The 17,219-nt window shown below is 58.5% G+C and carries 24 protein-coding genes and 1 pseudogene; 11 read left to right on the forward strand and 14 right to left on the reverse strand.

Annotated features, from left to right (window positions below; genetic code table 11):
- Positions 1 to 189 precede the first annotated feature (189 nt).
- Positions 190 to 816 (forward strand): AzlC family ABC transporter permease, encoded by a 627-nt coding sequence (locus LIX15_RS15590; RefSeq protein WP_345411906.1) that lies wholly within the window; start codon positions 190 to 192, stop codon positions 814 to 816.
- On the forward strand, positions 817 to 1,161 hold the full coding sequence (locus LIX15_RS15595; RefSeq protein WP_227774080.1) for an AzlD domain-containing protein: 345 nt from the start codon (positions 817 to 819) through the stop codon (positions 1,159 to 1,161).
- A gap of 21 nt (positions 1,162 to 1,182) precedes the next feature.
- Here the strand turns inward: LIX15_RS15595 and LIX15_RS15600 are convergent, their stop codons facing one another.
- The 4 genes from LIX15_RS15600 to LIX15_RS15615 all read right to left on the reverse strand — a co-directional run bounded on the left by LIX15_RS15600 (position 1,183) and on the right by LIX15_RS15615 (position 3,483).
- Entirely contained in the window at positions 1,183 to 1,368 is a 186-nt protein-coding gene (locus tag LIX15_RS15600; RefSeq protein WP_227774081.1) for a hypothetical protein, read from the reverse strand.
- Positions 1,369 to 1,410: 42 nt separating this feature from the next.
- Positions 1,411 to 2,280, reverse strand: coding sequence for a deoxyribonuclease IV (locus LIX15_RS15605; RefSeq protein ID WP_227774082.1), 870 nt, complete (start codon positions 2,278 to 2,280; stop codon positions 1,411 to 1,413).
- A 199-nt stretch (positions 2,281 to 2,479) separates the two neighbouring features.
- On the reverse strand, positions 2,480 to 2,707 hold the full coding sequence (locus LIX15_RS15610; protein WP_227774083.1) for a hypothetical protein: 228 nt from the start codon (positions 2,705 to 2,707) through the stop codon (positions 2,480 to 2,482).
- On the reverse strand, positions 2,674 to 3,483 hold the full coding sequence (locus LIX15_RS15615) for a lipoate--protein ligase family protein (RefSeq protein ID WP_227774084.1): 810 nt from the start codon (positions 3,481 to 3,483) through the stop codon (positions 2,674 to 2,676). The genes LIX15_RS15610 and LIX15_RS15615 overlap by 34 nt, the downstream gene beginning before the upstream one ends.
- A gap of 125 nt (positions 3,484 to 3,608) precedes the next feature.
- On the opposite strand from LIX15_RS15615, the pseudogene LIX15_RS15620 reads away from it, so the two are divergent.
- Positions 3,609 to 3,788 (forward strand): annotated as a pseudogene (locus LIX15_RS15620) (DUF389 domain-containing protein); the annotation flags it as partial.
- Here the strand turns inward: LIX15_RS15620 and LIX15_RS32850 are convergent.
- Positions 3,705 to 3,884, reverse strand: coding sequence for a hypothetical protein (locus tag LIX15_RS32850; protein ID WP_265338426.1), 180 nt, complete (start codon positions 3,882 to 3,884; stop codon positions 3,705 to 3,707). The pseudogene LIX15_RS15620 and the gene LIX15_RS32850 overlap by 84 nt on opposite strands.
- On the opposite strand from LIX15_RS32850, the gene LIX15_RS15625 reads away from it, so the two are divergent.
- Together LIX15_RS15625 and LIX15_RS15630 are read left to right on the forward strand one after the other, a co-directional pair.
- On the forward strand, positions 3,868 to 4,350 hold the full coding sequence (locus tag LIX15_RS15625; RefSeq protein WP_227776990.1) for a hypothetical protein: 483 nt from the start codon (positions 3,868 to 3,870) through the stop codon (positions 4,348 to 4,350). The two genes, LIX15_RS32850 and LIX15_RS15625, sit on opposite strands and share 17 nt — an antisense overlap.
- A 55-nt stretch (positions 4,351 to 4,405) precedes the next feature.
- On the forward strand, positions 4,406 to 4,582 hold the full coding sequence (locus LIX15_RS15630) for a VOC family protein (RefSeq protein ID WP_227774085.1): 177 nt from the start codon (positions 4,406 to 4,408) through the stop codon (positions 4,580 to 4,582).
- Positions 4,583 to 4,654: 72 nt separating this feature from the next.
- Here the strand turns inward: LIX15_RS15630 and LIX15_RS15635 are convergent, their stop codons facing one another.
- Positions 4,655 to 5,338, reverse strand: a complete 684-nt coding sequence (locus LIX15_RS15635; RefSeq protein WP_227774086.1) for a helix-turn-helix domain-containing protein — start codon at positions 5,336 to 5,338, stop codon at positions 4,655 to 4,657.
- Positions 5,339 to 5,522: 184 nt separating this feature from the next.
- On the opposite strand from LIX15_RS15635, the gene LIX15_RS15640 reads away from it, so the two are divergent.
- Genes LIX15_RS15640 through LIX15_RS15650 form a run of 3 tightly spaced genes read left to right on the forward strand, consistent with a single transcriptional unit; the run spans position 5,523 to position 7,698 of the window.
- Complete coding sequence (locus tag LIX15_RS15640) at positions 5,523 to 5,753, forward strand: hypothetical protein (RefSeq protein ID WP_227774087.1); 231 nt, start codon at positions 5,523 to 5,525, stop codon at positions 5,751 to 5,753.
- Positions 5,754 to 5,755: 2 nt separating this feature from the next.
- A complete protein-coding gene (locus tag LIX15_RS15645) occupies positions 5,756 to 6,799 on the forward strand; it encodes an ABC transporter ATP-binding protein (RefSeq protein ID WP_227776905.1) in 1,044 nt (347 codons plus the stop codon).
- A complete protein-coding gene (locus LIX15_RS15650; protein ID WP_227774088.1) occupies positions 6,796 to 7,698 on the forward strand; it encodes an ABC transporter permease in 903 nt (300 codons plus the stop codon). Before LIX15_RS15645 ends, LIX15_RS15650 begins: the two co-directional genes overlap by 4 nt.
- Positions 7,699 to 8,160: 462 nt before the next feature.
- Here the strand turns inward: LIX15_RS15650 and LIX15_RS15655 are convergent, their stop codons facing one another.
- The gene (locus LIX15_RS15655) at positions 8,161 to 9,300 is read right to left on the reverse strand and encodes a pyridoxal phosphate-dependent aminotransferase (protein ID WP_227774089.1); all 1,140 of its coding nucleotides are present in this window, start codon (positions 9,298 to 9,300) and stop codon (positions 8,161 to 8,163) included.
- Positions 9,297 to 9,785 (reverse strand): Lrp/AsnC family transcriptional regulator, encoded by a 489-nt coding sequence (locus LIX15_RS15660; RefSeq protein ID WP_227774090.1) that lies wholly within the window; start codon positions 9,783 to 9,785, stop codon positions 9,297 to 9,299. Before LIX15_RS15660 ends, LIX15_RS15655 begins: the two co-directional genes overlap by 4 nt.
- A 182-nt stretch (positions 9,786 to 9,967) precedes the next feature.
- Here LIX15_RS15660 and LIX15_RS15665 point away from each other — a divergent pair, with 182 nt between their 5' ends.
- Positions 9,968 to 10,885 carry a serine/threonine-protein kinase RIO2 gene (locus LIX15_RS15665; RefSeq protein WP_227774091.1) on the forward strand — a complete coding sequence of 306 codons (918 nt, stop codon included), beginning with the start codon at positions 9,968 to 9,970 and terminating at the stop codon, positions 10,883 to 10,885.
- 46 nt (positions 10,886 to 10,931) lie between these two features.
- Here the strand turns inward: LIX15_RS15665 and LIX15_RS15670 are convergent, their stop codons facing one another.
- Positions 10,932 to 11,078 carry a DUF1328 family protein gene (locus LIX15_RS15670; RefSeq protein WP_345412340.1) on the reverse strand — a complete coding sequence of 49 codons (147 nt, stop codon included), beginning with the start codon at positions 11,076 to 11,078 and terminating at the stop codon, positions 10,932 to 10,934.
- A 406-nt stretch (positions 11,079 to 11,484) separates the two neighbouring features.
- Here LIX15_RS15670 and LIX15_RS15675 point away from each other — a divergent pair, with 406 nt between their 5' ends.
- Positions 11,485 to 12,075, forward strand: a complete 591-nt coding sequence (locus LIX15_RS15675; RefSeq protein ID WP_227774093.1) for a 50S ribosomal protein L15e — start codon at positions 11,485 to 11,487, stop codon at positions 12,073 to 12,075.
- A gap of 277 nt (positions 12,076 to 12,352) precedes the next feature.
- Here the strand turns inward: LIX15_RS15675 and LIX15_RS15680 are convergent, their stop codons facing one another.
- On the reverse strand, positions 12,353 to 13,006 hold the full coding sequence (locus tag LIX15_RS15680; protein WP_227774094.1) for a helix-turn-helix domain-containing protein: 654 nt from the start codon (positions 13,004 to 13,006) through the stop codon (positions 12,353 to 12,355).
- Positions 13,007 to 13,108: 102 nt separating this feature from the next.
- Between LIX15_RS15680 and LIX15_RS15685 the strand changes: the two genes are divergently transcribed.
- On the forward strand, positions 13,109 to 14,278 hold the full coding sequence (locus LIX15_RS15685) for an ABC transporter substrate-binding protein (RefSeq protein ID WP_227774095.1): 1,170 nt from the start codon (positions 13,109 to 13,111) through the stop codon (positions 14,276 to 14,278).
- Between the two features lie 128 nt (positions 14,279 to 14,406).
- Here LIX15_RS15685 and LIX15_RS15690 read toward each other — a convergent pair whose 3' ends face one another.
- The 4 genes from LIX15_RS15690 to LIX15_RS15705 all read right to left on the reverse strand — a co-directional run bounded on the left by LIX15_RS15690 (position 14,407) and on the right by LIX15_RS15705 (position 17,210).
- Complete coding sequence (locus LIX15_RS15690; protein ID WP_227774096.1) at positions 14,407 to 14,559, reverse strand: hypothetical protein; 153 nt, start codon at positions 14,557 to 14,559, stop codon at positions 14,407 to 14,409.
- A 52-nt stretch (positions 14,560 to 14,611) separates the two neighbouring features.
- Positions 14,612 to 15,118 carry a hypothetical protein gene (locus LIX15_RS15695; RefSeq protein ID WP_227774097.1) on the reverse strand — a complete coding sequence of 169 codons (507 nt, stop codon included), beginning with the start codon at positions 15,116 to 15,118 and terminating at the stop codon, positions 14,612 to 14,614.
- A gap of 202 nt (positions 15,119 to 15,320) precedes the next feature.
- Positions 15,321 to 16,337 (reverse strand): NADP-dependent oxidoreductase, encoded by a 1,017-nt coding sequence (locus tag LIX15_RS15700; RefSeq protein WP_227774098.1) that lies wholly within the window; start codon positions 16,335 to 16,337, stop codon positions 15,321 to 15,323.
- 57 nt (positions 16,338 to 16,394) lie between these two features.
- On the reverse strand, positions 16,395 to 17,210 hold the full coding sequence (locus LIX15_RS15705) for a CPBP family intramembrane glutamic endopeptidase (RefSeq protein WP_227774099.1): 816 nt from the start codon (positions 17,208 to 17,210) through the stop codon (positions 16,395 to 16,397).
- Positions 17,211 to 17,219 lie beyond the last annotated feature (9 nt).

Genomic DNA, 17,219 nt, shown 5'->3' on the forward strand with positions numbered 1-17,219 from the left:
TTCGGGTTTTGAACGGGGACGGCAAAAACGGGACGGTCTCTCGCCACCCGGGCGATGATTGTCACCGGACGATTGCCATCGGATGTTTACCGACATACTAAGGTTGATACGCGAACGCCGACCTACGGTGAAGTAGTGTCGTCATCACGCACCGATTTCCTCTCCGGAGTTCGAGTTTCTTTGCCGATCATGCTCGGCATCATCCCGTTCGGGATGGTCGCCGGTGTCGCCGCGGTGAACGCCGGTATGCCCGCGCCGCAGGCGCTCGCCATGTCCGTCTTCGTCTTCGCCGGGGCGTCGCAACTCGCCGCGGCGGACCTCATCGGACGGAGCGCGCCTGCGGCCGTGGTCGTGCTAACCGTGCTTATCATCAATCTCAGGATGATGATGTACAGCGCGTCAATCGCGCCGTATTTCAAACGGCAATCGGCGCGCTGGAAGGCGGGGCTGTCGTACTTCCTTACCGACCAAGCCTACGCGGTTTCGTTGATGAAGTTCGAACAGAACGAGGAGACGAATCGGCGCTGGTACTACCTCGGCGTCGGCGCTACGCTCTGGGTAACGTGGCAAATCGCCACCGTCGCCGGAATCGTTCTCGGCGCGAGCGTCCCGTCCGAGTGGCACCTCGATTTCGCGGTGCCGCTCGTCTTCCTCGCGGTGCTCGTGCCGAGCGTCACCGGCCGTGCGACCGTGGTCGCGGCGGTCGTCGGCGGCGGAACCGCCGTCGCCGCAAACGGACTGCCGTTCAACCTCGGCCTCGTGACCGCCGCGGTCGTCGGCATCGTCGCGGGACTGCTGACCGAGGAGGTGGCCTGAATGCCGCAGACGAACTTCGGGTCGGAGATGTTGTGGCTCATCATCGTCGCGGCGGGTCTCGGAACGTACCTGATTCGGCTGTCGTTTATCGCCTTTTTCGGGCGATTGGACGACATTCCGGAGCGCGTCGAGCAGGCGCTCAGGTTCGTCCCCGCGGCGGTGCTTTCCGCGTTGGTCGTCCCGCAGTTCGTCTACGCCGATGGCGCAATCGCGCTCTCAGCGGACAATCTGCGACTGTTCGCGGGCGGATTGGCGATTCTCGTCGCGTGGAAAACGGAGGACATTCTGGCTACGTTGGTCGCCGGAATGGGCGCGCTGTGGCTGTTGAGTTTCCTGTTCGGCTAAAAATCGAATCCGGGTCTCTCTCTACTGGCTTTGCAGCGACCGGCGAATCGTCACGACGATTGCGACGACGACACAGACGACAGCGACCGCCGTGATGATGGGATCTCCCGTCGAGTCGAATCGCCATCCGAAGACGGTGTAGCCGACGAGTCCGACGACGAACGCCAGCAAACCGACGAGTTGGAGGGCTTTAGACTGGGAACGCATAGTCGATAGTTGTTCGTGTGGCTACAAAAATGTTGGTCGCGTTTACTTTTCGCGCAGTTCCTTCACGCGTTCGATGTTCCACGCGAAGCCCTTCCCGTTCTCGGTCGGCGTTTCGAGGACGAGCGGCACGTCTTCGAGCTCCGGATAGTTGATGAGCGTCTCCATCCCTTCATCACCGATGAGACCTTTGCCGATGTGGGCGTGTTCGTCCTTGTTCGTGCCGCACTCGTGTTTCGAGTCGTTCAGGTGGATACATTTGAGGCGTTCCAATCCGACGACTTCGTCGAACTCCTCGATGGTTTCCTCGACGCGCTCGGAGGTGGAGAGATCGTAGCCCGCCGCGAAGGCGTGGGCCGTGTCGATACAGACGTCGAGATCTTGTTCCGAGGCGGAGAGCACCTGTGCGAGGTGTTCGAAATCGCCGCCGAGTTTCGTCCCGCTCCCGGCGTCGCTTTCGATGAGCACGGTGACGTCGTCCGGGATATCTAGCTCGTCGAGCGCGCTGGCGGCGTTTTCGAGTCCGCCTTCGACGCCCGCTCCGGTGTGCGCGCCGAGGTGGACGTTCACGTACTCGACGCCGAGCTTGTCCGCGGCATCGACTTCCTTCTGCATGCTGTCGATCGCCTTCTCGCGGAGATCGTCTTTCGGCGTGCAGAGGTTGACGAGGTACGAGGAGTGGATGACCCACGGGCCGTCGAGTTTTTCGGCCGTTTCTCGCCTAAATAGCTCCGCCTCTTCGTCGCTGATGTCCGGGTCTTTCCACACTTGTGGAGATGTCGTGAATATCTGCCCGCAGTTGCCCCCGAAGGTGACCTGCCGGGTAACCGCGTTGGCGATGTTGTCGTGCGGCGGCTTCGAATCGTCGCTCGAAACCTTCGAACTCGAAATGGACACGTGTGCTCCGACTCGCATATTCGCTGACTAGTAATCCGGGGGTCAAATGCACTTCGAAGCGCCTCCGACCCGTAAATCGACTGCACGAAACGCTGGCGTGTGTCCGATTCCGATGACCCGCCGGTCGCGGATGCGGCACCCGATTTTAGCGCGCCGTTCGTCACCGACGACAGAGGCGTCGAAGAAACGTCGTTCGCTCCTCGCAGACAGACCGATATTATCGCCGTTTTACACGAACGATTTCACCTTCGACCGTATCGACGAATGGCGTTCGTTCCGCGAGTCGAAGACGAGCGGATCGGCCTTCATCGGACTGCCCCGACTGCGGAACACGAACCGAGGCCGAAATCTCATCGGAGGGCGAACACATTGCGGCCCGCTGTGCCAACTGCAGTGGCGAAACGGGCCGATTTACGCGGTAGGGTCGTCGCGGCGTTTCGTCCACGATTCGCTCTCGAATTTGATTCGTGCGTGCTCGCGTCCGCGAACCAACTCGCCGTCCGTCCACTCACCCTCATCCGCTTCGGCCCACTCCTGTAACGCGGATTCGACGGCGGTGACAGCGTCCTCGCGGTCGATACTCACTCGTTCGTTTATCGTCGTCACGCGCTCGTGGAACGTCTCGGGCGTCGTTTCAGGATTCGAAAACGTCGAAAGGTGGCGTTCGGCGTCGAGGGCGAACTTCAGCGACCCGTGCTGAATGACTGCGTCTTTTCGTCGGTACTGTGCGTTGCCGCTGATTTTTCGGCCCCCTGCCACCACGTCGTGCGCTGGATGGAGTTCGCGGAGATAACACGCCGGTTGATGGATGACCGGCAACTTTTCCTCGGTGAATTCCGCGTTCACGTCCATGCGTTCGAAGGCGTCGAAGATGGGCTCACAGAGTAGCTCGTAAGTTTCCATCAGACTCCCCGGCAGTTCTTCGGCGGGCGCGATGATGGAGTAGGAGATGTCGCCGTAGTTGTCGTGATAGATGCCGCCGCCGCCGGTCGGTCGTCGCGTGACAGTAATTCCCTCGTTCTCACAAAACTCCCAATCGACCGTTTCGGGTTCCTGTCGGTACCCCAGCGACAGCGTGCTCGGCTCCCAGCGATACACGCGTAGGGTTCGCGGGCCGCCCGTCGCCGCGGTTTCCGCCGCGATTTCGTCCAGCGCCATATTCAGCGGGCCGTCCCGCGGCTCCTCTCGAATCAACCGCCAGTCCCTCTCCGCCAGCGTCATGGCTCGGAGTTAGGAGGGGGCGGGCAAAGCGATTGCGGACGATTCTCTTCATTCACCGTCGGCCGTCGTCTGGAATCAGTACAATCATCTAATTATTCTCTTTGCGTAACAATTCTATCCGCCTCGTGCAGGTACTCGTTCCCAGCGGCAAACGGGATGCCGTCCTCGACATTCGGACGATTCCGGCGATTACGGAACGATTTACGCCGAACTTCCTGTCGCTACTGCTGGCGCTCGGTGCGGGTGCCGCGGGCGTTCTCAGTCTCATGCGTGGCGCAGGGTCGGTGCTGGTCGGCGTGATGATTGCCGTCGCGCTCGTCCCCCCCGCGGCGACTGTCGGACTCGGTGTCGCGTGGGGAGAGTTCTGTCGTACTCGGAGCGAGCGTGAACGTACTCGTCAATCTCCTTTCGATCAACCTCACCGCACTGGCACTCTTGTGGGTGGCGGGCTATCGCCCCGAAATGTTGCGGTCTGCGGGGACGGCCCGCTCGAAAACCCTTTCGCGCATCGCGGTCATCGTCGTCGCCATCGTGGTGCTTTCGGCCGGTCTCGGTCTCGACACCTACGCGACCAACCAGACCGCCGTTTACAACCAGCAGGCAACGGGCGAGGTCAGAGAACTGTTCGTCGGCCCGCAGGCCGAGTTCGGAAATTCCGAACTCATCGAGACGAGGGTCACGTACCGTCCGCTGGATTTCTACCGCGACAATCCGGCACAATTGCGGGTCGTTGTCGACCCAACAGGTACACCGCCACCCGACCTCGCACAGCAAATAGACGACCGAGTTTCCGAACGAACCGGAAAAGAAACCGCCGTCGAAGTGGTTTTCGTCCAATCGCAGGAGTCCTCGAAATGGACCGAATAATCCACAAGTCCCCCTGATTTAACAATAATTTGTCAATCCGTCGCCGACCTTGGCCGTGACTCCCGATTCACGATCCGGACTGCTCCACTACGTCGAACTGTACGCCGCTGATTTCGAACCATCGGCCTCTTTCTGGGGATGGTTGTTCGGTGAACTCGGCTACTCCATCTATCAGGTCTGGAACGGCGGTCAGTCGTGGCAGAAGTCGGCTAGGTGGATTCATCGTACATAGCTCTCCGCGAAATTTAGGCTGCCGAGATTGATTTCGCCATCCGTCGCTCATGAGAAACATCCATACCTAAATTCAGACAATCACGAACTGGATAATTTTCGCTTCTGCCCGCCGAAGATGTTCTCCGATTGTCCCCTGTGACAGTCCGAGCTCGGCCGCCAAGTCCTGTTGCGTTGCACGCCGCGGGATGTCGTAGTATCCCGCCACGATCGCTGCCCGCACGATCTCTTTTTGCCGGTCGGTGAGTTGTGCCGCTGGGTCATCCGTGTCTGGCTGATACTCTCCTGCCCGTTCGAGACGTACGTCTATTTTATCAGGGACGCTAGCAATCATCTGCTGAAGAGCTGCATCCTCACCGAAGAGGGTGACTTGCACCCCGTCAGCAGTATCTCTCACCGGCCAGTCGATACTGATCGCTTCGGTATCGACCAGTTCGTAAAGGGTTCTTTCGACCTCGTCAGGCTCGTACTGGAGATACGCCAGCCACGCCTCACCACCTGTCACGGTACAAGAGATGATCTCTGGAGTTTCGTCTGCTATCGTTGCAACCTGATCGGCATCTCCTCGGAACTGCACGATTGCAACGGCGGTCCCATCATCGAGAAGATTGGCATACTCTATCGCTTCCTGGGTCGCGACGAGTGTGTCATCGATCCGTATCTCACTCAAACCGGTACCATCTTCCAGCATCTGTTGGTGGCCGCTCGATCGAAGGTATTCATCGGTTGGGGCGAGGACGACGGTTATGTATCTCATTATAGTCGAGTTTCACGTACTCTATCGTACTATTCGTTCTCTCTCGAATCGTGTCTCTGAATGAGAAGCTATTGACCGTCTCATACAAGTGACTGATAGCGCGGCCAGTTATAAAGCTACCAATTATAATCGGGGTAACACACGAGGACAAACGGCGTCTTTCTTTCTCTACGTGATGCAAAGGATGCAGAAGCAAGAAATCAACACAGGATGCACCGACGCTCCGAATGGAGTCACTCCACGACCAACAGACGATACGGCTGTGATCGGCGGCGGTTCAGCCGAATTGAGCGAGGGCGAAGAGCACCGAATCACTCATCTCCTGTCGTGGAAACCGACTCCGACTGACTTCCTCACGGTCGGTGGGAACGAGATCCAAGACGCGGTTCCGGAAGAAGCGAAGGAGGGAGTATGACCATGTCTACCGGAACGACCGAGACACAGAAGGCTTCCTCAAATGCGATCACGGCGAGAAACGTCGAACTCACGTACTCGGATGGCACCCGAGCGGTACGCGGTATCGACCTCAACATCCCTCAGGGTGAGTTCTTCGGGTTCCTCGGGCCAAACGGCGCCGGGAAGACTACCGCGATCAAGACGTTCGTGACGTTGCTACAGCCCACTGCCGGGTCGGTGACCGTAAACGGCTTCGACGTCACTGACGAATCCCGCGCTGTCCGCTCGTCCATCGGCTACATGGCCCAGGAAACGAGTGTCGACGAGGAACTCACCGCACGCGAAAACATCCAGTATGCGTGTGAGATGTACGGCGTTCCGCGCAGCGAGCGCGGCGACCGCATAGACGACCTATTAGATCTCGTCGATCTCGCGGATGTCGCCGACAAGCAGCCCAGGGAATTCTCCGGCGGGATGAAAAAGCGCCTCGACGTCGCGACGGCACTGGTTCATGATCCACCGCTCGTGTTCCTCGACGAGCCGACGACTGGGTTAGACCCGAGGGCGAGACTTCGCCTGTGGGAATACTTCCGTGAGATCAACGAGCAAGGGACGACGATGTTTCTCACGACCCAATACCTAGAAGAGGCCGACGAACTCTGCGACCGTCTTTCGGTGATTCAAAATGGGCGACTCATCGCCACTGATTCACCGAACGCGCTCAAATCGCAGGTCGGCGGCGACGTCCTCGATATTACGCTCGAAGATCCGACTGCCGAGACGCGTAACCGAGCCCAGCGAGTGGCACGTAACTCGGGGCTGGTCGAGAACGACACCATCGAACGCACCGACGAGGGCATCGCTATCACGTCCGAACACGCGCGTCAGGCCGGGACCGACCTCCTCGTCGCACTGCGGGACGCTGGCTTCACGGTCACGGGATTCGACGTTCGGTCGACGACCCTCGACGATGTCTTCCTCGCCATCACTGGCGAAACAGCGAGCGAAGAGACGGCCGACGAAGACGGGCCGGATGGCACCGTCCAGACGGAGGTGGGTCGATGAGTACGACCGAACCGGAGCAGGTGGCCGAACACCAAGCGGCCGGCAACAGTTTTCCTGCTGATGTGTGGGTCACGCTCAAACGCTGGCTCCGGAAAACCGTCCGTAACTCGTCTGTGGTGTTCGAGGCACTGTTAACGCCGTTCATCTTCCTGATATTATTCACGCAGGTGTTCGGACAGATTGCCGAAGGGCCGATCCAGGAGATGATTGGAGCCGACGTTACCTACATCACCTTTCTCACGCCGGGTCTCGTCATCCTCTCAGCCATGGTCATAGCCATCCACTCTGGAATGGGGTTCATCGACGACATGGAGAGTGGCATGTTCGAAAAAATACTCGTCTCACCGACCCACCGGGGGGCGATGTTCCTCGGAAAAGCCCTCGCAGATGTGATTCGAGTCATTGTTGAAACGGCGATGATTCTCGTGCTCGGATACATTATCTTGTGGATCGATTCCGGTGGCTCGGTCGGGACGTACATCCAAACGGGACTGGGTGGCGTACTCGGGATTTTCGCCATCGCCATCGTGTTTTCGCTGTGGTTTATGGCCTTCTCAAACATCGCTGCGCTGGTGACGAAGAATGCTACATCGACCGCTATGTGGGCGTATATGTTGCAGTTTCCCTTGCTGTTCGCTTCGAGTGCATTCGTCCCGATCAGCGCCCTGCCGGAGTGGATGCAGATGGTGGCGACGGCCAATCCGGTCACGTACGGTGTCGATGCCGTCCGTGCGATGATGCTCGGTCAGGACGTTCTCACGGTGATCGATGTGACGGCGTTCTCCGGCATCTGGAACACCATCGTGCCAGCGGTAGTAGTGCTCGGCGTGTTCGACCTCGTGTTTGGTGGAATCGTCGTCCTCTTGTTGCGACGCGTGGCGAACTCACGAGTCAGCTGATTCACTAAATGGCACTCGTTAGACCGTCTCCCGTTTGCTCGCTCTCGATCAGAGGGAGCAGGTGATACCCTCGACGGATTCGTCTCTGTTGTCACGACTATCGCCCGATCGTGGTGTGAGCGCGCTCACACCACGCCGATATCGAGGCACTGATCTGTTCCCTCCCGATTGACCAGCGCACGTTCACTGCACACGTCGTGCAGGCTGATGAAGGCTATCTGGACGAACCGTACCATCGTTGTCGTCCGGGACTGAACCACCTCGCGTTTCACGCCGACTCCCGCAAACACGTTGACGAACTAACCGCAAAACTCCGAGAGCGCAACGTACCGATTCTGTACGAGGACGACCACTCGTTCACAGGCGGTGACGACCACTACGCGGTGTATTTCGAAAATCCAGAACGGATAACGGTCGAACCCGTCCGCCGAAAAATCGGTAATCCGAAAAGATCACCGTCGCTTACCGCTCCCGGACGAACGTTTCGATTCTGTTCATGGCCTCCCGGAGGTCGGCCATTCCGGTCGCGTAGGAAACGCGGAGGTGCCCCTCGCCACCCTCGCCGAAGACACTCCCCGGGACGACGGCGACCCCTTGTTCTCGGAGAAGGGTTTCGGCAAACGCTTCATCGTCGCCGCCACAAGCCGGAAACGCGTAGAACGCGCCGCTGGCGTCGAAGCAATCCAACCCCATCTCGTCGAACCGCGAGAGGACGAATCTCCGGCGACGATTGTACTCGTCGCGCATCTCGACCACTTCGTCCTCGCAGGTTCTGAGCGCTTCTAGCGCGGCGTACTGGGCGGTTATCGGCGCGGAGAGCATCGAATACTGGTGAATTCGGTTCATGGCGTTGATGGCCTCTTCCGGCCCGAGGGCGTAGCCCAGCCGCAACCCGGTCATCGCGTAGGCTTTCGAAAAGCCGTTGAACACGACGGTTCGCTCGCGCATCTCGGGAAGGGTCGCGATAGACGTGTGTTCGCCGTCGTAGGTCAGCGCGGCGTAAATCTCGTCCGAGAGGACGAACAGGTCGTTTTCGCGGACGAACGCCGCCACGTCCGCGAGTTCGTCGCGGCTCATCGTCGCCCCCGTAGGGTTGTTCGGATAGCAGAGGACGAGCGCTTCGGCATCCCCCGCACCTGCCGCTTCGAGCGCGTCGCGGGTCAGCACGAACTCGTCGTCCGCTGTGGTCGGCACCGGAACCGGTTCACCGCCCGCGAAGGTGACGCCGGGAACGTAGGAGATGTACGACGGTTGCGGAACTGCGACCCCGTCGCCGGGATTCACCAGCGCCCGCATCGCGAGGTCGATGGCCTCGCTGGCCCCTGCAGTCACCAGAATTTCGGTCTCCGGGTCGTACTTCAGATCGTACCGCCGGGCGTGATTTGAAATCGCTTTCCGCAAATCATTCCGCCCTCGGTTGGCCGTGTAGGACGTTTTTCCGCGTTCCAGCGCGTCGATTGCCGCGGTGAGCGCCGACCACGGTGCCGAAAAGTCCGGTTCTCCGACGCCCAGCGAGATGATATCGTCACGTTCCTCCGCGAGTTCGAAAAACCGACGGATGCCCGACGGTGGAACCCGTTCGACGCGGTCTGCCGGTTTCATGGTGAGACGGAAAGGCGGTCGTCCTCGTCGCGGTCGTCGAACTCGATGCCGCGTTTTTTGTACGTCTCCATCACGAAATGGGTGACCGTCTGGGTTACCTCCGGAATCGGTGCGATTTGCTCTGCGACGAAGTTCGACACGTCGTGCATCGACTCCCCTTCCACGTCGAGGGCGAAATCGTAGTTCCCGCTGACCAACCGCAGCGATGCGACCTCCGGAAATTTCGCTATTCGGCGGGCGATTTGCTCGTAGCCGGTTTCGCGGTCGAGTTCGACATTGAGTTCCACCTTCGCCTCCACGTGTTCACTGGTGATATTGTTCCAGTCCACGACCGCCTGATAACCTCGGATGACGCCCTCGGTTTCGAGGTCGGCGACGAGCGATTGGACTTCCGATTCCGAGAGTCCGGTCTGGCGCGCGAGGTCGGCGGTGTCCTCGCGGGCGTTCGACAGCAGGAGCGACAGTAGTTCCCGTTTCGCGTCCATGACTGTTCTGTGGGTGGGAGGTACAAGAATCTGGCCGCACCTGACAGTCGGCTGTCGAAGTTGTCCGATTTAATATTGCGACATTTAATTTATGCACTAAAAAAGCGCTGATTACCCAACCCGATCACGAACCGAACGCCGTGGCGCAAGCCCCTTACGCTCCCGCCGAGTAGACGAAGTCGATGGTTCGGAACGTCGCGCCAGAGATGGCCGAGTTGGAGCAAGCTGACTTCTACTTGCTCTCCGGCGTCGAGCAGGGGATGCGCTTCAGCGAGTGGGTTCAGAAGAAGAAAATCCCGAACTTCTCGCAATTGACCGCCGAGGAAGTGGACTACCGAATCGACCGCTGTCTCGACCGCGAACTGCTCCAGCGCAAAACGATTCAGTACGAGGGATATACACTCACGTTCGAGGGATACGACGCGCTGGCGCTCCGGACGTTTTCACAGCGGGATACGATTCAAGGCGTCGGCTCGCCGCTCGGCGTCGGCAAGGAAAGCGACGTGTACGAAGTGCAGTCGTTTCGCCCGCTCGCGCTGAAATACCACCGCGAGGGGTACACGAACTTCCGCGAGGTGATGAAAGAGCGCGACTACACCTCCGACCGAGAACACGTCTCGTGGCTCTACACGGCGCGGAAAGCCGCCGAGCGAGAGCACGGCATCCTCGAAGCGCTCTATCCGGACGTGAGCGTCCCTCGGCCAATCGACCACAATCGGCACGCAATCGTGATGGAGAAAGTCGATGGCGTTGAACTCGCACGCGCGAAATTCGAAGACCAGCAGGTCGTTCCGGTGTTAGACCTCGTGCTGGGCGAAATGGACGAAGCCTATGCCCGCGGGTACGTCCACGCGGACATGAGCGAGTACAACGTGTTCGTTAACAGCGAGGGTATCACGGTGTTCGACTGGCCGCAGGCTGTGCCGACCGACCACCAGAACGCGGCGGAGTTCTTGGAGCGCGACGTGCGAAACGTCGTCGGTTATTTCAAGCGGAAGTATCCCCAGCTCGTCGGCGACGTGGACGTTCCTGGGGTTGTCGGAGCAGTTACCGAGGGAGAGTTCGAATCGGTGCGTGACCATTCGGACGACGAACGGTAGCGTCGTCACTGCTGGGCGCTTTGCGCGCGAAAAAACGGAGTGTTGGTCAGAGGACGAACGAAATTATCGCCAGTACGAGGAAGACGATAACCAACCATTTTGCGATGTCCATCGACAATCCGGCGACTCCGCCCGCGCCCATTACCCCCGCGATGATTGCGAGGACGAAAAAGGCGATTGCGAGTTCGAGAATTGCCATCAGTACGCCACCCCGCGGGATTCGTATCGGAGCACGAAGCTCATGAACCTACATAGTCCGCCGAGAGACTTTCCGGTGTGGGCTGAACTAGCAAGGTACGGATACGGCTTTCGGCCGTACCCGGATTTTATCCGAGGCTTCCCGGAACGCATACAGTTCCTTACGTCGAAATAACTGCCGACAGTCGTTTCTCTTCTGCTACACTCTACGCAATTTGGTAAAACCGTACTGGGCGTGACAGACCGAAGACGAAGGCCTTAAACCCGCGAATAGGGAATCTTCGATAACTCGCTGGTCAACGGGCACCAGTGGGCACCTGCAATCGCAGGACGGAATGTGGCGTGCGCGGTTCGGAGAACCGTTCTCACGCTGAACCACTCAACGCCCGTGGTGATAGACCATGACAAAAAGTTTCTATTCCCACATTCGGGACGCGTGGAAAGACCCGGACGACGGCAAACTTGCCGAACTCCAGTGGCAGCGAAAACAGGATTGGCGCAAGCAGGGCGCAATCGAGCGAATCGAACGCCCGACGCGACTCGACCGCGCCCGATCGCTCGGCTACAAAGCCAAGCAGGGTATCGTCGTCGTGCGCGCAAGCGTCCGCAAGGGTGGTGCGCGCAAACAGCGTCACAAGGCTGGCCGCCGTTCCAAGCGGCAGGGTGTCAACCGCCTCGGTCGGCGCAAGAACATCCAGCGCATCGCCGAGGAGCGCGTGAGCAAGAAGTACCCGAACCTTCGCGTGCTCAACTCCTACTGGGTCGGCGAAGACGGGAGCCAGAAGTGGCACGAAGTGATTCTCGTAGACCCCGAACACCCCGCCATCCAGAACGACGACGACCTCAACTGGATTTGCGACGATTCGCACCGTGGCCGCGCCCAGCGTGGTCTCACGAGCGCGGGCCAGAGCAACCGTGGTCTGCAACAGCGCGGAAAGGGTACTGAACACACCCGTCCGAGCAACTCGAAAGGCAAAGGCCGCGGTAAGTAACGCCGTTCGCAGTCACCAATCGATTTTTATTTGTACCGATTCGATAGCGACTGATTTTCGAAAAATGTGGGAGACGACCGTTTTGGCGTCTCTGGAGAGTACATAGCGGCTTTCTCTGTGCGTGTGTTGTGATTGCGGTTTCTACTCTATAAATCACATTCTGCGATATAAAATAACCAGTTCCACTGGAAAGTGGATTACAGAATAGGAATCATTCGCCTCGGGGAGTCGGTCGTACCGTCTGGTTAGTTTCGAAGATGTGTCTGGTGCGGGTCGCTCATTGTATTTCCGTCATTTTAGCTCCTCTCGGGTCACCGAGAGAATCCTTGATGATTTCTCCCTCTGCACAGTGGAAAACCCCGCTTATTACCGATTTGTTCACGTTGAGTTCGTCGGCGAGGGACGTAAGCGAGCATGTCCGCGGATTGTCGTAGTATCCGTGTTCGATAGCGCCGTGAGAATTTCTCGCTGACGAGTGGTGAGTAATCGGTGACATCGTATCCGTCTGTAATGGACTGGACTTGGTACTCGACGTTCCGTTCGTCGAGTGATTCCCACATTGCCGCCATCTTCGACTCCGGCATGCCGAGGAGTCCGACAAACACGCCGCGATGAAACCGTGCAGTATCGCGGTGTCGGAATCGACCCGGCGGACGACCACCGAAACCACGGCGGTTAGCAAAATCGTCGTGACCGGGAAAATCTGCGTGGCAATGACCGTGTTGAACTGTTGTAACGACCCGGAGTCGGGTTCGCCGCCGGTTCCGAACGCGACGAGAACCGTGTACCCGATGATTGCCGCGATTATTCCCACGACCGAAATCGCGTGCGGTGCGATTCCCCTGCGATGATTCGTTTCCACTGTAGGTCTGGCGATGCTGTCATCGGTTGAATGGGGTTCGCGTAGACGAATCAGGGTTGACGTGTACATGTTCATCTACACGCGAGAGTACAACGTGTGATGTCGAACTGCCGAATTTTAGGCTGGCCAAAAAATCGAAACGACTTTACCGTTTTAGGCGAGCCTAAATTCATGGTAGGAGACACAGACGGCCTGCAGGCACCGACTCGACGGGATTACGTGAAGTACGGCGGTGCAATCGTCGGTGGCGGACTGCTCGCCGGTTGTACCGACGATAGCTCCGCTTCCAAGGATACGACGGGGGACCCCTCCACGAGTAGCGGCACTGATTCTGGGACGAGCGAAACCGGGTCGTATTCGGTGACGATGGAACCGGTGGGAACCGTCGAGTTCGACGAAGTTCCTCGGACGTGGGTTCCCTACACGGGCGACTACGCCGACATGGGCGTCGCGCTCGGCCAAAGCGACGGACTTTCGGCTATCGGTGTTCGCGCCCGTTTCGGCTCACACCTGTACGAAGAACTGCCGGATGTCTCCGTCGATAAAAGCGAGCTCACGGAGCTGTGGCAGGATGGAACCGGCAAAGAACTGTTCTACGAACTCAATGCGGACGTTCACGTTATCGACCCCAACTTCATGATACACCGCCTCCAGTGGAGCGAAAGCGATGTCGATGAAATCGGGAACAACGTCGGCCCATTTTTCGGCAACACAATTTTCACGAGGGTCTACGACTGGCACGAGTACGCCGACTACTCGATGTACGAAGCGTTCGAGAAGATGGCTGAGTTGTTTCAGGAACGCCCGCGCTACGAGGCGTTCAAGCAGTACCACGACGAGATTCTCGCGGACGTTCAGTCGCGGCTTCCCGACGAAACGCCGAACGTCGCAGTTCTGTACCCCGGCGACATTCCTCCGGAATCGTTCTATCCGTACCTCATCGGTTCCGGAGCACAGTCGAAACATTGGACGGATTTGAACGTCGAGGACGCACTGGCCCAGAACGGCGTTTCGGACGCGCAAGCGGGCGGCGGTACCATCGATTACGAATCACTGCTGGAAATCGACCCCGAAGTCATCGCGATTCGATTGCAGGGCGAGATTACGCAGGAGTACATCGACCGAAAAATCACCACGCATCTGAAAAGCCACAACGTCGCAAGCAGGCTTCAAGCGGTTCAAAACGACCGCATCATCTACGGCGGTTTGACGTACCAAGGTCCGATCATCTACCTGTTCCAGCTCGAACGAACCGCTCGGGGCCTCTATCCCGACGAGTTCGGCGACGAACAACTGTTCGACCGTCAGAAAGTGAGCGACATCGTCAACGGGAAGCTTTGAGTACGGTTGGAAAGTCGTTCCGACTCTGACAACGCTATCGTCGGTGACGGCCGTCTTTGACGTCCTTTCGGAGTAACCTTCTTATAGAACGATTGGTTGGAATGCTCAGGAAATTAGCCGGGGAAATTCTACTCTGATTTCAGTTCTAATTCGACCTCCACGTCGCCCCCCAGTTCGATTTCGACCTCGAACGGCCCCCATTCGAATTCGAACTCGGCTACCTCCGCATCGATTCGCCATTCCAATTCGTTTACCTCTTTTTCCCCCACTTGTACTTTCATACCGAAAAATGGGTACGCTGTCAACGTAGAAATTTCTTCGTGCCGAACGACGCTACGCGGAATCCTCGTCGGTGATGTTCGGGAGACACCACAACACGGTTCCGTCGGCCGCCTCCCTTGGAACAACGTGTTCCCAATTCGTTGACTCGACGCGACCGACAAATCGGTCGTTCACGAGATAACTGGTTTTCACCGCCCCGTCGGCGTGAACGGTCGCTTCGCCGTCTTCATTCTCATCGGTTCCGTATCCAAACTCCGCGACGAGGTACACGACGAACCCCGTCTCGGTGTGTTTCGAATCGGTGATAGAGATGGACATGATGTCGATATAGACGAGATTTCGCTCTCGTTCGAGAATTCGGTTCCACAGGTACGCCTGTTCCGTCTCCTCAACGAACGAAGTGACTGTCTGACTCGTGAGTTCCCCGGGAACCGTCGGATACGGTTTCTGATCGACGTTTCCGTCGTGAGAGGCAGCAGTCGGCGTCCGTCGTTCCTCACACCGTCGCCAGTTGGGCGTGGTCGTAGTCGAAGTCGGTTCGGTGGAATCGATCGTCATCGTGGTTGAGGTGGTTCCAGTTGCGGGAGCCGACTCAGGATGATTCTCTGAGAGGCATCCAGCAATTGCGACGAACGTTCCCGAGACGAGAGAACGAAGGACAGTTCGACGAGACAGGGACGCAAAAATATAAAATTTTTTACTTCCTTGAGATATATGCTTTCTGCCGTCTTCGAAACTACAACTGACTCAGTATGTTTGATTACTCGCTTCGTTCGCCGACTTTCACCAACTGCTTGCCGATGTTCTCTCCTTCGAACAGTCCTAAGAAGGCGTCAGGGGCGTTCTCCAACCCCTCGGTCACCGTCTCGCGGTAGGCGAGTTCGTCCGCCGCAACCCACTCCGCCAACTGCTTGGTCGCCTGTTCGAATCGCGGCGAAAAGTCGCCGACGAGGAAGCCCTGCACCCGGGCACGACTCTCGATGAGTTTGCCGAGTTTGCGCGGTCCCATCGGAACCGATTCCTCGTTGTAGAGCGCGATTTGACCACAAACCGCGACTCGCGCATCCACGTTCAGTTTCGAGAAGACGGCGTCGGTAATCTCGCCGCCGACGTTGTCGAAGTAGACGTCCACGCCGTCTGGTGCGGCGCTGTCGAGCGCCGCGCCGTAGTCGTCGGTTGCTTTGTAGTTGATACCGACATCGAAGCCGCATTCCGATTCGAGGAATTCGACTTTCTCGTCGGAACCGGCGAAGCCGACTACGCGAGCGCCGGATTTCTTTGCAATCTGACCGGCGACGGAACCGACCGCTCCCGCCGCGCCGGAGACGACGAACGTGTCGCCCGCCTTTGGTTCAGCTACTTCTCTGGTGCCGAAGTAGGCGGTACGACCCGGCATTCCGAGAGCGCCGAGAGCCGTCGAAATCGGGGCGTGGTCGGGATTCACTGGTTGGAGCACACTGCCGGGTGCGGTCGCGTAATCGGCCCACTCCAAGTTTCCGACGACGAGTCGGCCGTTCTCGAATTCCGTGCCGTTGGATTCGACGACTTCGCCGACAACGGCGGCCCGAAGCGGGTCGCCGACGTCCCACGGTTCGGCGTAGGATTCCGCATCGCGCATCCGACCGCGCATGTACGGGTCAACCGAGAGGTACAGGGTTTTGACGAGCGCCTCGCCCGGCCCGGGTTCCGGAACGTCTTCTTCGACCAATTCGAACGTTTCGCGGTCTGGTGTGCCGTCCGGCCGTTGTGAAAGGAGGTACTTACGGTTGGTTGCCATGGTCGAACGAAGAAGGAGAAGACAAAACAATACTTCGGCAGAAGCCGCCTTTGCCGCTTACGCGACGAGAACCAATGAGACGATAACGAGAACCACGTGGAACGAGGCGTGGCCGACCATCGCCGTTTCGAGGCTCTGTCGCCAGTAGAGCCAGCCGAATCCGACTCCGGCAATTGTGTTGAGCAGAACCGTTCGGACGACCACGACGGCGGTCAAGGGAGCGTTTAGCGACATCGCAGGGAGGTGAACCAAACCGAAAACGACGGCGGAGACGAAAATTGCGACCCACATCAGCCGGTCTGACGGGCGTTCGCTCCCCGTCAGTTTCCAGATGCCCCATACGACGAGCGTCATGAACCCGTATCGAAGAAGCAATTCTTCGGTGATACCGCCGTATAGAAACCGAACCGGAATCTCCGCGAGAACGCCGAAAATGGAGTTGTTTGCACCTGTAGCGATAGTGGTCAGGAGGTCGACCGGGAAGAGCAACGTGAACCCGAAATCCAGCGTGAGTGTGAGGAGCGACGCCGCAATGCCGACACCGACTCCGATTGGTACCTCCTCGGCGAACAGACTCGGCGGTTGAATCCGGCCGGTGAGTCGGGCCAACAACCTCGACTGTAGATTGACACGCGGGGCAAGAGCGGTTCCGACGAGACAGGCGACCGCGAGTAGGACGAGCGGTTGACTGATTCCCACGAAAAACAGCGTCACTGCTGGGAGGTCGGCGAGTTCCGGAAGTTGCCGAAGCGTTTCTATCGAGGAGATTCCGACCGCTGCAATTCCCGGAACGCCGAGCAAGAACATCGCGACCACCCCTTTCAAAAACGAACGCCTCCCGGTTCGTTTTTCCGTAGACGTGGCGGTTTGCATATCGCAGTG

Source organism: Haladaptatus pallidirubidus (genome assembly GCF_020700235.1).
Lineage (GTDB): Archaea > Halobacteriota > Halobacteria > Halobacteriales > Haladaptataceae > Haladaptatus > Haladaptatus pallidirubidus.

Excerpts from the sequence above, each read along its gene's own strand:
- LIX15_RS15680 (WP_227774094.1), bottom strand. The coding sequence starts at position 13,006 with ATGTACACGTCAACCCTGATTCGTCTACGCGAACCCCATTCAACCGAT.
- LIX15_RS15695 (WP_227774097.1), bottom strand. The coding sequence starts at position 15,118 with ATGACGATCGATTCCACCGAACCGACTTCGACTACGACCACGCCCAAC.
- LIX15_RS15675 (WP_227774093.1), top strand. The coding sequence starts at position 11,485 with ATGACAAAAAGTTTCTATTCCCACATTCGGGACGCGTGGAAAGACCCG.
- LIX15_RS15635 (WP_227774086.1), bottom strand. The coding sequence starts at position 5,338 with ATGAGATACATAACCGTCGTCCTCGCCCCAACCGATGAATACCTTCGA.
- LIX15_RS15650 (WP_227774088.1), top strand. The coding sequence starts at position 6,796 with ATGAGTACGACCGAACCGGAGCAGGTGGCCGAACACCAAGCGGCCGGC.
- LIX15_RS15595 (WP_227774080.1), top strand. The coding sequence starts at position 817 with ATGCCGCAGACGAACTTCGGGTCGGAGATGTTGTGGCTCATCATCGTC.
- LIX15_RS15700 (WP_227774098.1), bottom strand. The coding sequence starts at position 16,337 with ATGGCAACCAACCGTAAGTACCTCCTTTCACAACGGCCGGACGGCACA.
- LIX15_RS15705 (WP_227774099.1), bottom strand. The coding sequence starts at position 17,210 with ATGCAAACCGCCACGTCTACGGAAAAACGAACCGGGAGGCGTTCGTTT.
- LIX15_RS15615 (WP_227774084.1), bottom strand. The coding sequence starts at position 3,483 with ATGACGCTGGCGGAGAGGGACTGGCGGTTGATTCGAGAGGAGCCGCGG.
- LIX15_RS15655 (WP_227774089.1), bottom strand. The coding sequence starts at position 9,300 with ATGAAACCGGCAGACCGCGTCGAACGGGTTCCACCGTCGGGCATCCGT.
- LIX15_RS15665 (WP_227774091.1), top strand. The coding sequence starts at position 9,968 with ATGGTTCGGAACGTCGCGCCAGAGATGGCCGAGTTGGAGCAAGCTGAC.
- LIX15_RS15590 (WP_345411906.1), top strand. The coding sequence starts at position 190 with ATGCTCGGCATCATCCCGTTCGGGATGGTCGCCGGTGTCGCCGCGGTG.
- LIX15_RS15600 (WP_227774081.1), bottom strand. The coding sequence starts at position 1,368 with ATGCGTTCCCAGTCTAAAGCCCTCCAACTCGTCGGTTTGCTGGCGTTC.
- LIX15_RS15690 (WP_227774096.1), bottom strand. The coding sequence starts at position 14,559 with ATGAAAGTACAAGTGGGGGAAAAAGAGGTAAACGAATTGGAATGGCGA.
- LIX15_RS15645 (WP_227776905.1), top strand. The coding sequence starts at position 5,756 with ATGTCTACCGGAACGACCGAGACACAGAAGGCTTCCTCAAATGCGATC.
- LIX15_RS15660 (WP_227774090.1), bottom strand. The coding sequence starts at position 9,785 with ATGGACGCGAAACGGGAACTACTGTCGCTCCTGCTGTCGAACGCCCGC.
- LIX15_RS15605 (WP_227774082.1), bottom strand. The coding sequence starts at position 2,280 with ATGCGAGTCGGAGCACACGTGTCCATTTCGAGTTCGAAGGTTTCGAGC.
- LIX15_RS15685 (WP_227774095.1), top strand. The coding sequence starts at position 13,109 with ATGGTAGGAGACACAGACGGCCTGCAGGCACCGACTCGACGGGATTAC.
- LIX15_RS15640 (WP_227774087.1), top strand. The coding sequence starts at position 5,523 with ATGCAGAAGCAAGAAATCAACACAGGATGCACCGACGCTCCGAATGGA.